This window comes from Aeromonas sp. Y293-4 (genome assembly GCF_027705905.1).
GTDB lineage: Bacteria > Pseudomonadota > Gammaproteobacteria > Enterobacterales > Aeromonadaceae > Aeromonas > Aeromonas veronii.
The window spans coordinates 217,029-229,328 of sequence record NZ_JAPDCI010000002.1; the positions used below are offsets into that span (position 1 = coordinate 217,029).

General features: G+C 61.2%; 13 protein-coding genes. 6 read left to right on the forward strand and 7 right to left on the reverse strand.

Annotated features, from left to right (window positions below; translation table 11 throughout):
• The first annotated feature begins 220 nt into the window (after nt 1-220).
• Nucleotides 221-1,120 (forward strand): DMT family transporter, encoded by a 900-nt coding sequence (locus OKC31_RS03130; protein ID WP_270656255.1) that lies wholly within the window; start codon nt 221-223, stop codon nt 1,118-1,120.
• A 76-nt stretch (nt 1,121-1,196) separates the two neighbouring features.
• On the opposite strand, the gene OKC31_RS03135 is transcribed toward OKC31_RS03130, so the two are convergent.
• From OKC31_RS03135 to OKC31_RS03155, 5 genes are all read right to left on the reverse strand, one after another.
• Nucleotides 1,197-1,892 (reverse strand): response regulator, encoded by a 696-nt coding sequence (locus tag OKC31_RS03135; protein ID WP_075115718.1) that lies wholly within the window; start codon nt 1,890-1,892, stop codon nt 1,197-1,199.
• Between the two features lie 3 nt (nt 1,893-1,895).
• On the reverse strand, nt 1,896-3,464 hold the full coding sequence (locus OKC31_RS03140; RefSeq protein ID WP_270656258.1) for an ATP-binding protein: 1,569 nt from the start codon (nt 3,462-3,464) through the stop codon (nt 1,896-1,898).
• 17 nt (nt 3,465-3,481) lie between these two features.
• Nucleotides 3,482-5,032, reverse strand: a complete 1,551-nt coding sequence (locus OKC31_RS03145) for an NAD-dependent malic enzyme (protein WP_257696461.1) — start codon at nt 5,030-5,032, stop codon at nt 3,482-3,484.
• Between the two features lie 23 nt (nt 5,033-5,055).
• Complete coding sequence (locus tag OKC31_RS03150) at nt 5,056-6,372, reverse strand: 2-hydroxycarboxylate transporter family protein (protein ID WP_257696462.1); 1,317 nt, start codon at nt 6,370-6,372, stop codon at nt 5,056-5,058.
• A gap of 517 nt (nt 6,373-6,889) precedes the next feature.
• Entirely contained in the window at nt 6,890-7,060 is a 171-nt protein-coding gene (locus OKC31_RS03155; protein ID WP_162838752.1) for a hypothetical protein, read from the reverse strand.
• Nucleotides 7,061-7,358: 298 nt separating this feature from the next.
• Here OKC31_RS03155 and OKC31_RS03160 point away from each other — a divergent pair, with 298 nt between their 5' ends.
• The 5 genes from OKC31_RS03160 (at nt 7,359) to OKC31_RS03180 (ending at nt 11,449) form a co-directional block, all read left to right on the forward strand.
• Nucleotides 7,359-7,871, forward strand: a complete 513-nt coding sequence (locus OKC31_RS03160; protein WP_005349886.1) for a MarR family transcriptional regulator — start codon at nt 7,359-7,361, stop codon at nt 7,869-7,871.
• Nucleotide 7,872: 1 nt separating this feature from the next.
• Nucleotides 7,873-8,928, forward strand: a complete 1,056-nt coding sequence (locus OKC31_RS03165) for an HlyD family secretion protein (RefSeq protein WP_236301722.1) — start codon at nt 7,873-7,875, stop codon at nt 8,926-8,928.
• A complete protein-coding gene (locus tag OKC31_RS03170) occupies nt 8,918-10,015 on the forward strand; it encodes a DUF2955 domain-containing protein (RefSeq protein ID WP_216955003.1) in 1,098 nt (365 codons plus the stop codon). The genes OKC31_RS03165 and OKC31_RS03170 overlap by 11 nt, the downstream gene beginning before the upstream one ends.
• Nucleotides 10,016-10,186: 171 nt before the next feature.
• Complete coding sequence (locus tag OKC31_RS03175) at nt 10,187-10,951, forward strand: substrate-binding periplasmic protein (RefSeq protein ID WP_118854192.1); 765 nt, start codon at nt 10,187-10,189, stop codon at nt 10,949-10,951.
• A gap of 141 nt (nt 10,952-11,092) precedes the next feature.
• Nucleotides 11,093-11,449, forward strand: coding sequence for an MliC family protein (locus OKC31_RS03180; protein ID WP_042055249.1), 357 nt, complete (start codon nt 11,093-11,095; stop codon nt 11,447-11,449).
• Nucleotides 11,450-11,505: 56 nt separating this feature from the next.
• Here the strand turns inward: OKC31_RS03180 and OKC31_RS03185 are convergent, their stop codons facing one another.
• Nucleotides 11,506-11,898, reverse strand: coding sequence for a TonB family protein (locus OKC31_RS03185; RefSeq protein ID WP_206900294.1), 393 nt, complete (start codon nt 11,896-11,898; stop codon nt 11,506-11,508).
• 177 nt (nt 11,899-12,075) lie between these two features.
• Nucleotides 12,076-12,246, reverse strand: coding sequence for a YqaE/Pmp3 family membrane protein (locus OKC31_RS03190; RefSeq protein ID WP_005338440.1), 171 nt, complete (start codon nt 12,244-12,246; stop codon nt 12,076-12,078).
• Nucleotides 12,247-12,300: the final 54 nt, after the last annotated feature.

Below are 12,300 nucleotides of genomic sequence, written 5' to 3' on the forward strand. Positions count from 1 at the left end.
CAGCGAGAGAGAGGAGCTGGCGTGATGCAACGCCCTGTTGGCTCGGTCTCCGGCACAGGTCAAAAGCAGCCATCAGTTGCGGGCAGACGCAGCCCGTGTGGGCCGGAATAAGGTGCATCAGAAAGAGTTGTCTTTTCTGCTGGGTCATCTGTCTGTTTTACGCTACTTGATAATATAAAGACAAGGGTAGACTTGGCCCCCTGTTAATAAGGAGCCTCTGATGCGAATCTTTTCCCCTCTTCTCTTTCCGCTGATGGCTGTGCTGATCTGGGCTACCAATACCGTGGTTTCCAAGGCGGCCGCCAGCGTGCTCGACCCCGCGGCTATCTCCTTCTATCGCTGGGTGATCGCCGCCCTGGCGCTGACCCCCTTCTGCCTGCCCACCCTCTGGCGGCGACGCAGTGAGATTCGCCCCTGGCTCGGCAAGCTGCTGGTGCTGGCGGCGCTCGGTATGGTGCTCTACCAGTGCCTGGCCTATTACGCCGCTCACAGCACCTCTGCCACCAATATGGGGGTGATCGGCTCCCTCATTCCGCTGCTCACCCTGCTGCAAGGAGCGCTCTTCTTCGGCCAGCGTCCCGGCAAACAGGCACTGCTCGGCATGAGTCTCTCCCTGTTCGGGGTGCTCTGGCTGCTTGGCAAGGGCGAACCACTGGCCCTGCTCCACAACGGCATCAACCCGGGGGATGGCATGATGTTGCTGGGCTCCGCCAGCTACGCCCTTTACGGCCTCTTGATCCGCCGCTGGCACCTGCCGTTTGGCCCCTGGCTCAACCTCTACATGCAGATCCTGCTGGCCGTACTGCTGCTGGTACCGCTCGCTCTCAGCGCCGACTCGATGGCGGTGCCAGCCGAAGGGTGGGGTCTGGTGCTCTTCGCCGGGCTTGCCTCCTCCCTGTTGGCAGCTTACTGCTGGATGCGCGGCCTCGCCTGCATGGGGGCAGAACGCACCTCGGTCTTTATGAACCTGATGCCGCTCTGTACGGCGCTGATAGCCGTCGTCGGTCTGGGGGAACCGATCCATGGCTACCACCTGCTGGGTGGCGGGCTGATCCTGGGCGGGGTGATGACCTCCCAGCTGAAGGGGCGTGCGCCGGTAGCCGAACGGGAAGCGGCCTGAAAACGTACATCATCCGGAAACAACAAGGGAGCCCATGGCTCCCTTGTTGTTTCTGCAATGCACGCCAGTGCGCATCTCAACCGGCCCGGCGCCAGCGGTAGCGCCGCTCCGGTCGCCCCCGCTGGCCATAGTTGAGATCCACATCCACCCGGTCTTCCGACTCCAGATACTCCAGATAGCGGCGCGCCGTGGTGCGGCTGAGGGAGAGTCGCAGCGCCACCGTGTCGGTGGAGAAGACGCTCTCCGGCTCGCCCGCCAGCAGATCCAGCACCTGACGCAGGGTGATGCTGTCGATCCCCTTGGGGGTGACGCGCATCTCCTTGATCTGGGAGCGTCCTCCCTTGCCCAGCAACTTATCGAGATCTTCCTGCTCCAGCCGACCCCGCTCGCAGAGGCGGCTGTGCAGTTGCAGGATCTCGTCCAGACTCTGCTGGATGCGAAACAGCCGCAATGGTTTGATGACGTAGTCATGAACCCCCAGATTGAGGGCCTGCTGGATGGTCTCCACGTCCCGCGAGGCAGTCACCATGATGACATAGGCTTCGCGGTTGTGGCTGCGCAGGCGGCTCACCCACTCAAGGCCAGAGCCATCGGGCAGGGAGACATCCACCAGCAGCAGTTGGGGCACCACACCTGCCATCATGGCATCGGCCTGGGCTAGGGTGCCGGCCCGCCCCAGCAGGGAGAAACCGGGTGTCGCCGCCACCAGTTCTGACAAGATGGCACCGATCCGATCGTCATCTTCAATAACAAGCGTGATTATTGGGTCCATGGCTCACATTAATTTGTTTTTATTCAAGTAGATACCAAACAGGGTGGTCTGCTCGGCGGTTCGCCGCCATTCTATCACACCCTCGTGCCGACCCACGGTCTCCTTGACCAGGAACAGACCCACCCCGTGATCGCCGCTCTGGCGACTCACTCCGTAATCGAACAGGTGATCGGCCAGCTCCTCGTCGACCCCCTCGCCGCTATCCTCCACCTCGATCACCAGTCGCCGCCCCACATCGCACAGGGACAGCAGCACCCGGGGCGGTCGCTGCTGGCGGTTGCGCCAAGCCGCCAGCAAGCCGTTATCCAGCAGGTTGCCAATGAGGGTGATGAGATCGGCCGAGACCGAGGCCGGATACTCCGCCAGCGCCGAATCGGGATCGAGCTCCAGGGTCACCCCGAGCTCGCGGGCCCGGCTGAACTTGCCGAGAATAAGCCCCGCCACCGGCTTGTTGTCGATCAGCCGCAGCAGCTCCTGCAGCATGGTCTGGCACGCCTCATTCTCCTGCTGGATCAGCTCCACCGCCTGATCCACATGGCCCAGTTGCAACAGGCCGGAGAGACTGCTCAGCTTGTTGGCGAACTCGTGGCTCTGCATCCGCAGCATCTCGGCATACTGGCGCAGGTGGGTCACCTGCACCCCCAGACTGGCGGCCACCTCCGGACGGCTGAAGATCAGCAGTCGCCCCGGTGCCTTGCCCTGCACCGCCTGCCAGCGGCCGACGAAAGACTCCCCCTGAATGGTGAAGCTCACTTCCCCACCCTCCTGCTCCAGACAGGGGGCAAGGGGCGGCACCAGCTCCGCCAGCGACTGCCCCTGCAGGGCATGGCGCCCGGTAACCGGCAGCCGCAGCTGATAGCTGGCGGTGCTGTTGATCATGTTGATGTTGCCGCGGCCATCGAGGGCAATCACCCCTTCGGTGATGTGCTCCAGCACCAGATCCTGCAGGGTGAAACGGCGCACGATCGCCTCCGGCTCCAGATCGAGCAGGGTCTTGCGCAGCAGGTATTGCACCCAGAGTGCCAGCAGCAGGCCGCACCCCAGCACCGCCACAATGGCGCTGATGAGCAGGGCCACCCGCTCCATATAGATGCCCTCCACCTGCTGCATCAGGTAGCCCACCACCACGGCCCCCATGACGCGCCCATCCCCGCCCACCACCGGGGAGAAGCAGCGGATCGCCGGCCCCATGGTGCCCCGATCCTTGGAGCAGTAGCTGCGCCGCTCCTGCAGCGCGGGCCAGATATCCTCGCCGCGGAACTTCTGCCCCACCAGCTCGGGGTTGGGGTGGCTGAGGCGGCGACCATGCTCGTCGGTCACCACCATATAGGTGGCATCGGTGCGGTTGCAAACCGCCTCCACATAGTCGCGCAGGGTAGGATCACTGCCCTGACGCAGAGCATCGACCACCCGGGTATCCGCCGCCATGACCCGTGCCAGATCGCTCCCCTTATCCTGCAGATTGCTCTCCAGCAGATGACGGATAAAGAGGGCCAGCAGGCTGCCCAGAATGAGGATCAGCAGCAAGGAGAGCCCAAGAGAGAGGGTGACCAACTGGTGGCGAAGTTTCATGCACATACCTTAAAACGTCAGGACGCAGCCCAATAGTGCGGATGCCACCAGGTCTGGTCAATCAAAGGTGCCGGATCGCCGACAAAATCGGCCAATCCTTCCTCGCGGGCACAGAGTGCCACCGCTCTGGCGACGGCGCGGGCCACCTCTCCCACCTGCTCGATGGGGGGCAACAGCCGACCCGCCACCAACGGATAGGCGCCAACTGCCCGCACCGCTGCCAGCAACATGCCATCGCTGATGCGGCGCGCCTTGACCGCGCAGGCTCCGAGACCAATGCCCGGAAAGACATAGACGTTATTGCACTGGGAGACCACCCGCCGCTCGCCAGCCACCATCACCGGCGCAAAGGGGCTGCCGGTGGCCAACAGGGCATGGCCATCTGTGGCAGCCCACACCTGCTCGGGGGTGGCCTCGGCGCTGCGGGTCGGGTTGGAGAGCGGCAGGATCACCGGCTGCTCGCACACCTCCCCCATCGCCTGCAGCACCTCGCCAGTAAAGAGGCCGCCCTGCCCGCTCACGCCAATCAAAACCGCCGGGCGCACCTGGCGGATGGTCTCCAGCAGCGAACTGCTCCCCTCCTCAACGGCGCGGGCAAACGGCTGCTGGGCGCGAGTCAGGTTGGGACGATCGGCGCAGACCACCCCGTCCTGATCAAACAGCCAGACGCCATCGTGGCTCCCCGCCAGCTGGGCCAGCATGGAGGCGATGCCGCAACCGGCAGAGCCCGCCCCGACGATCAGCACAGGAGCATCGCACAGGGCAGTGCCCGCCTGCTGCAACCCGGCCAGCACGCAGGCGGAGGCGACCGCCGCCGTGCCCTGAATATCGTCGTTGAACATGCAGAGCTCGTCGCGATAGCGGGCCAGCAGGTTGGCGGCGTGCTTGCCGGCAAAGTCTTCAAACTGCAGCACCACCTGCGGCCAGCGCTTGCGAATGGCGGCCACCACCTTGTCCATGAAGTGGTAGTAGCTCTCGCCGTCGATGCGCGGGGATTGCCAGCCGAGGTAGGAGTCATCCTCCAGCAGCTCGGGATTGTTGGTGCCCACATCGACACAGAGCGGCAGGGTGCGCGCCGGATTGATGCCGCCAGCAGCGGAGTAGAGCGCCAGCTTGCCGATACAGATCCCCATACCGCCGATACCGAGATCGCCAAGCCCCAGCACCCGCTCGCCGTCGGAGATGACGATCACATCCACCTCCTGCTCCACCGACTCGAGAATATCGTCGAGATCGTCCCTGTCATGCCAGGAGAGGTAGAGGCCGTGGCTGCGCAGATAGAGATCGCTGTGGCGCTGACACGCCTCCCCCACCACCGGGGTGTAGATGATCGGCAGCAGCTCCGGCAGGTGGTGACGCACCAGATCGTAGAAGAGTACAGGATTGTCCTCCTGCAGCTGGCGCAGCAGCAGATGCTGGTCAAACGGACTCTGCATGGCGCTGACCAATCGGTAGATCCGGCGCCGCTGCTGGGAGAGGGACTCCTCCTTGTGGGGCATACGCCCCCGCACGCCCTGACGCTTGCGCTCGGCATAGGGCAGGCTGGTGCCCATCATGATGTCGTTCATCTTGTTTGTTCCTCAATCCGGTATCAGGCGAGCAGGGAGATAAGGGCGGTGGCCAAGATCAGCATCACGGCGCCGCCAAGGCGAGAGGAGATCTGGGCAAAGGGCATCAGCTTCATCCGCTGGGCCGCCGAGAGCACGGCTACGTCGCCGGTGCCGCCCATGTTGGCCATACAAAGTCCGCCGGTGATGGCCGCCTCGATGGGATAGAAACCGATCATCCGGCCCACCAGCGCCGCGCCGAGGGCGCCGCCCATCACGGTGACCATGACCAGCACGAAGTAGCTGATGGAAAAAGCGCTGATGAGCTCCGGAATACTGGTATAGGCGACGCCGATCCCCACCAGCAGGGAGGGAGTGAGGTTGCTCACTACAAACTGATACCAGTCGGCCGCCGCCTGCTCATAACGGCGCGGCAGCAGGCCGCTCACCTTGATAAAGGCGACCGCCAAAATCATCAGGGCGAAGGGGTGCATGGGGATAAAGTTGCCAAGCAGGGAACCCAGCACAAACATGCTGGAGCTGATAAAAAGCCCCATACCCAGACTCTGCAGGGTCGGCGCTTCGGCCTGCTCATCGGCAATGTTCTGGCTACTCTCTTTAACCATCAGCTTGCCATTGCCAGTCAGGGAGGGGTAACGGCGACCGAGCCGCGCCAGCAGGGAGCCCACCAGAATGGCCAGGGTATTGGCGATCACCACCGCCGGTACCATGCGCGACAAGAGATCCGCACTGGACATCTGCATCGGGCCGGAGAGGATCTCCACCAACGGCACCGCACCGGCGCCCATGCCACCGCCCATGATCGGCAGGCCGATCAGCAGCACCGCATTCTTGAAGCCATACCCCATCAGGGAGCCGACCAGCCCCACGCTCAGCAGCGCCAGTGCGACGCCGCCAAGAATGACCGGCAGATAGCGCATGGCGGCATTTTTCAGCAAAGCGCCGCTCATGCCAAACACGGAGCCAGTCACCAGACTGGCGATAAAGAAGTTGAGAAAGCCCCCCTCCTTCATGAAGTTGGTGATGACCTGCCCCGCCTGCACCGGCAGCAGCTGATATTCGAACAGGGCGGCGCCGCCGAAGATGGCGAGGATGGTTCCACCCCCCAGGTATTCGCGGATCGGCATGATCCGCTCCCCCAGCTCGGTCAGCAGGGTGCCCAGTACAAACATCAGTGCCAGCGCACCGACCATGCCCAGCGGCAGCGAGCCGTTCCAGCCGGAAAAGAGAACGCAGGTCGCCAGCCCCAGAAATATAAAGAGCGGCATACCGGCAATTTGTTGGTCGCCCATAAAGGCGGCCTTTTCATGTGTGGTTTGTAGGGGTGAGAGGTTTTTCATTGTTATGTACTCTGCGTGTGATTGTGGCCGCTACTTTATTGATCCCCCTCTCCCCTGTCGGTTAGCCAGACTGCAAAGCCATATAAAAACATTAAAAACTTAAACATCATGGTGCCTCCAACGTGCGCGGCACAATAGAACACCAGACATCCGATACCCGACCAAGTCAGGAAATAGGGTGATAAAACGAGCGACCATAATGGCGGATATTTGGATGATCAGCAGTAATAACGATGCGATGATCTCCCCCCTTCGGGGAAATAACAGAGCCAGATGACAAGCTCTGCGACCATTTATAGCCACAGATCCTGTGAGTGATAATCAGCGGGCAATGTCATCGCCATGACGCGAGTGCCACGGCATGCCACATCAGGGTTTAAGTCAGCGTGCAGGAAGCACGCACGATGAAAAAGGTTGAGGAGAAAGATGCAAAAAGGGGAGATTGAAATAGTGATGAGTCAAGCCAGCGAATACCAGAGCACTGGCTTGAACTCACAAGGATCACACACGGTCAGGTCTATTCTGCCAACAGCAATGGAATATTGGCGGGGTCAAAATCATGACTGATATCGGTACTTCTGATAGCGCCTTCCCGATTCACGCCATGGTGTGACTCTGCACCATATTCCCCATCACTCAACAGCGCTTCAATTGCCAGATACACACATCCACTGTCATATCCATCCACAACCCGTTTCCCCCTTGTTTTATAACCCCATCAATATTAGCGGATAAAAAAAGAGCTGCTCACTGAAGCTGAAAATTTCATGAAAATAATCGCCGGATATCCTCCATTCACGGCGCAATATCCGAATCGGCAAGAGAGCCTCGAGTGGATCAGCCCCGAGAATAATATCAGGGGCTCGAATGCTGCCAACTCGCACCAACGAAAGATCCGACCAGAAACATGATACGCATCACACTATTTACTTAGCCTGCTAAACAAGTATGATACTTAGCAGGCTAAGTACATTGAGGATGAGAAGATGACGGATCTGGAAAGGTTGCGCGAGCTGTCGCTCGCCGAGCAGATAGCGCGGATGCACCGGCTATGGCGTACTGCCGCCGACCTGGAGCTGGCTCCCCTTGGCCTCACCCATCCCCGCTGGACCGCGCTGTGGAAACTCTCCCGCATGGGGAACCATGTCAGCCAGAAGACCCTGGCCGAAGCCCTCGAGATAGAGCTCCCATCCCTGATGCGCACCCTGGGCCAGCTGGAAGAGCAGGGTCTGATTGAGCGCCACTGCTGCAGTCAGGACAAGCGGGCCCGCATCGTCTGTGTGACCCCGGCCGGCCAGACCCTACTCGATCAGATCGCCGACCGCATCATGAATATCCGCCGGGAGCTGCTGGGGGGCATCGACGAGCAGACCCTGCAACTGTTTGAAGCCACGGTGCAGCGGATCTCGGCCAACGCCCTCAGCAAAATTGAACAACACCACGACCGACAAGCCGGAGGCGATACAAGCCCTCCCGAGACCGACACAGAGAGAGAATAAGATGACCCCGGATCAACAATTTACCCGCTGGATCAAATGGTCCATGGCTGGCTTTGCCACCCTGTTTGCCTATTTTCTGATAGCCGACCTGCTGATGCCCCTCACCCCTCAGGCGATGGCGACCCGGGTGGTCACCAAGCTGGCCCCCCAGGTGAGCGGCAAGGTGATCGAGGTCGCCGTTCACAACAACCAGCAGGTCAAGAAAGGGGATCTGCTGTTCAGGCTGGATCCGGCCCCTTTTGAACTGGCGGTGGAGCAGGCCCGCCTTGCGCTGGCGCAGGCAGAGCAGCAGAACAGTGAACTGGATGCCGCCCTGACAGCCGCCGTTGCCGAGATCAACGCCAAGGAGACCTTGGCCAGCCAGAAGTGGCGCGAGGCTGAGCGGATCGATGCGCTCTACCAACGTCACATGGTTTCGCTGCAACAAAAAGATGAAGCTGACAGCGCCCTGCGCAGCGCCCAGGCCAACCTGCGCGCCAGTCAGGCCAAACTGGCCCAGATCAAGGCCAGTCGTGGCGTAACCAGTGAGGACAATCTGTTGCTGCGCCAGGCCCGCAACAAGCTGGCGCAAGCGCAGTTGGCCCTCTCTTACAGCCAGGTCCACGCGGATCAGGATGGCACCATCACCAACCTGCAGCTCAAGCCGGGCAGTATCGCCAGCGCCGGCAGCCCGCTGCTGGCGCTGGTGTCGGAACAGGTGGACGTCATAGCCGATTTTCGGGAGAAGAGCCTGCGCCATGTCGGCGCGCAAACCCGCGCACTGGTCGCCTTCGATGGCGAGCCGGGTCAGCTCTATCCTGCTCGGGTAAGCAGTCTGGATGCCGGAGTGAGCGCCGGTCAGTTTGATGCCAATGGTCGACTGGCGGCGCCGGTGGAGTCGGATCGCTGGGTACGGGATGCCCAACGGATGCGGCTGCACCTCGAGCTGGAGCAGCTCCCCGATCATCTGCCAGCCGGGGCGCGGGCCACGGTACAACTGCTGCCGGACAATGCCCTGACCGCCATACTGGCACGGGGCCAGATCCATCTGCTCAGCCTGCTCCATTATGTCTACTAACCACGCCACTCACCCGTCGGCCAATACCGCCGCAGCACACCCCGCCGGTGGTGCTGCCACTCACCTCTGGTATCGGCCCCTCACCGGCAACGAGTTGCGCCAGTGCCTGCGCATCGCCTTTGGCTGCACCACGGGCTTTCTGCTCTGCAAGCTGTTTGGCTGGAATTACGGGGTCTTCTATACGGTCACGCCAGTGCTGCTGCTGGGGATGGTGCCGGTGATGAATGGCCATGCCGCGCGCCAGCTGATCGCGGCAGCGGCGGTCTGTGGGGTGGAGGTCGGGCTGCTGGGGGGACTGTTTGGCAGCCACCCGGCGCTGATGACCCCTATCGCCTTCATGCTGTTTCTCTACCGCTTCGCCGCCATGTCGCGGGGCAGCCTGTTTCTGTTCGGGGCCAACGGGGTGCTGAGCCTCAGCATCATGCTGCACTTTGCCAGCTATCCGCAGACCGACCTCAACGACCTGATCCTCAACAATATCTGGGCGAGCGTGCTGTCGGTGCTGATCGCCTACCTGATGACCATGCTGATCCCGGATGTGGAGGCCAGACCCAAGCCCGCCTCGGCCCCCAAGGCGCCGCACCGGATGCGCCATGAAGCTCTGCTGGGGGCCACGGTGGCCACCCTGTCGTTTCTGGTATTTCAGGTGTTTGACCTGCGCGACTCCATGTCTGCCCAGGCCACAACCCTGCTGGTGCTGTTCCCCATGCACTGGAACGGCGCCCTCAGTTATGCCCGCAAACGGGCGATGGGCACCTTGCTGGGGGTCACCTTCGGCTTGCTCGGCCAACTGCTGCTCTATGACTGGTCAGGGCAACTGCTGCTGGTCGCTCCACTGCTGTGGCTCGGCGCCATGCTGTTCAGCCATGCCCACGTCAAGGAGGCAGGCGGCTCCGGGGTCGGCTTTGGCGCCCTCACTACCCTCGGCATCCTGTTTGGCCAGTACCTCACCCCGGGCAACGATCTGGTGTTCAGCGCCCTCTACCGGGTGAGCAGCATCCTGTTTGCCATCGTGGTCACCCTGCTGGCCTGCTACCTCGTCCACCGGTTGCTCAACCGCTTCGAGGCGACCCGCTTCGGTTATTGATTTCCTGTTGTAAGCACTGTTGTCAGCCCATGGATGAGCTCTCTTTCGCCCCGTCGCCTGCCGGGGCTTTTTTCTCGCCCTCGTTTACCTCCCTCACCAATACTCCTGCAACTACAAGTCAGCGCAGAAGTGTGGCTATGCTTGTAAGGCTGCTGTCGATGAGGTGTACCTATGGTTCCGTTGTTAAAGAAATGGCTGGTTTGTCTGGTACTGTTGGCTACCAGCCCGCTCGGGGCCACCCCGCTTGTCATTGGTGCCGAAGATGACTGGGCCCCCTACTGCGAGCGCGACAAGGACAATGAGGATGACCAGCCCCACGGACTGGCGCCTGAGCTGGTCAAGGCGGTGTTCGCCGCCGAAGGGATCGAGATTGTCTTTCGCACCCTCCCCTTCGCCCGCTGCATGCACGATGCGAAAAGCGGCAAACTTGCGGGGTGCTTCAACGCCACCATCACCGAAGAGAACCGCTACCAGTACCACTGGCACGATACCCCCATGTTCGAGGAGGATCTTGCCATCTTCGCCCTCGCCAGCGAGCCGCAACGGGATCTCAAGCTCACCTCGCTGGAGGGCAAGCGGGTGGGCATCACCCTCGGCTACACCTACCCCACCGATTTTATGGAGAACCCCAGAATCACCCGCTTTCAGGCCAAATCCGATGCCCAGATCCTCGAGATGCTGGTACGTGGCCGGGTCGACTACATCCTGATGAACGGCATGCCGGGCTACCTGAAGATCCAGCAGAAACAGCTGACCGGCAAGGTGGTCAAGGTTGGCAAACTCTCCACCGATGGCTTCTGGCTCGCCTTCTCCCGCCACCACCCGCAAGGGGAAGCGCTGGCCAAACAGTTCGAGCAGGGGCTGCAGAAGATCAAGAACAACGGCATCTATGAGACGCTGATCCGCCAGTTTGAAACCAGACTTGGCCTCTACTGATGGCGATTCCTTCCTGATAGCGCCCCCTCATACTCGCGCGGTATGCCGGACAGCCAGCGACGCACCGAATAGCCCCGCTGATTGCACAATAACGGCAACCTGTTAGGCTCACGCCCGTATGACACCAATGGAGCTGTAATCATGAATAAGGCACATATGATGGCCGCTGGTGCGCTGGCCCTCGGTCTGCTCGCTGGCTGCAATCAGGGCAATACCCTCTCCGTCACTGGTGGCGAACCGGTCAGTTACCAGTGCGAGCAGGGCAAGAAGGTGCAGGTGCGCTACTTCTCCCTCTCCGACGAGAGCCTCAACTTTATCAAGCTGTCTCTGCCGGACGGCAAGGATTACACCCTGCCCCAGGCCATTTCGGCCTCCGGTGCCCGCTACACGGACGAACACGAGGCCGTCTGGTGGAACAAGGGGGATGAGGGCTTTGTCGAGCTGCGGGATCAGGATGGCGAGTGGCAGACCGCCTACAACGACTGCAAACAGCAATAAACGTGACCCCGGCCTGGCCGGGGTCTCTCTTTCTCTGGCATCAGAGTGGTGGGGGATCAGTTGATCTCGATTTCGAAACGGTTGGTCACCTCGACCGGAATGGCATCCGGGTTGCCCTCTGCCGGGCTGTAGCGGATCCGCGAGAGGGTCGCCAGCGCGCTCTGCTCCAGCTCGCCGGGAGGCTCGGCCGCCACCACTTCCGGCTTGACCGGCGTGCCGCTGGCGTCGATTTGATAGCGAACTTCCACATACCCCTTGACCGGTTTGGCCGGCAGGGCCGGCTCGTCATTGCCAAGCCATGACCACTGCTTCTCCTGAACCCAGTAGCTGGACAACTGCTCGAGAGGGATAGCGATCGGAGTGCGCTCGTGCGCCACCTCCTGACGGGATGAGCACCCCAGCAACAGTGTCACTGCCAGACCTGACCATACTGCGACTTTCCACTTCATGTAACGCTCCTTGTTCTTTGCCGGTGCTTGTTGCCGGACTGCGGGCCGCTCAACACGCGCCCTTTTGGTCAGTCACCCATCCTAACGAAAAAGTATTCGTATGAACATTAACAAAAGGGCCAACCCCGAGAGGTTGACCCTTTTATCGTCAATAAGCTCACTAACCAGCCGAAGGCATCAGCCGCGCTTGTCACTCACCACCAGCCAGAGCGCATGGACCATGCCCGGCAGGCCGCCCATCAGGGTCAGCACTATGTTGATTAAAAAGTGCAGGCTAAAGCCCACCTGGATAAACGCGCACACAGGGGGCAGGAAAATGGCCAGCAGGATCTTGAGCAGATTGTTCATCTCGGCTCTCCTTTTCAAAAATGTCGTCAGGATTGGAATGGGCTAACCATAAAC

Coding starts and splice junctions, on each gene's coding strand:
- OKC31_RS03170 (WP_216955003.1), top strand. CDS start 8,918: ATGTCTACTAACCACGCCACTCACCCGTCGGCCAATACCGCCGCAGCA.
- OKC31_RS03185 (WP_206900294.1), bottom strand. CDS start 11,898: ATGAAGTGGAAAGTCGCAGTATGGTCAGGTCTGGCAGTGACACTGTTG.
- OKC31_RS03160 (WP_005349886.1), top strand. CDS start 7,359: ATGACGGATCTGGAAAGGTTGCGCGAGCTGTCGCTCGCCGAGCAGATA.
- OKC31_RS03190 (WP_005338440.1), bottom strand. CDS start 12,246: ATGAACAATCTGCTCAAGATCCTGCTGGCCATTTTCCTGCCCCCTGTG.
- OKC31_RS03135 (WP_075115718.1), bottom strand. CDS start 1,892: ATGGACCCAATAATCACGCTTGTTATTGAAGATGACGATCGGATCGGT.
- OKC31_RS03180 (WP_042055249.1), top strand. CDS start 11,093: ATGAATAAGGCACATATGATGGCCGCTGGTGCGCTGGCCCTCGGTCTG.
- OKC31_RS03175 (WP_118854192.1), top strand. CDS start 10,187: ATGGTTCCGTTGTTAAAGAAATGGCTGGTTTGTCTGGTACTGTTGGCT.
- OKC31_RS03145 (WP_257696461.1), bottom strand. CDS start 5,032: ATGAACGACATCATGATGGGCACCAGCCTGCCCTATGCCGAGCGCAAG.
- OKC31_RS03150 (WP_257696462.1), bottom strand. CDS start 6,372: ATGAAAAACCTCTCACCCCTACAAACCACACATGAAAAGGCCGCCTTT.
- OKC31_RS03130 (WP_270656255.1), top strand. CDS start 221: ATGCGAATCTTTTCCCCTCTTCTCTTTCCGCTGATGGCTGTGCTGATC.
- OKC31_RS03165 (WP_236301722.1), top strand. CDS start 7,873: ATGACCCCGGATCAACAATTTACCCGCTGGATCAAATGGTCCATGGCT.
- OKC31_RS03140 (WP_270656258.1), bottom strand. CDS start 3,464: ATGAAACTTCGCCACCAGTTGGTCACCCTCTCTCTTGGGCTCTCCTTG.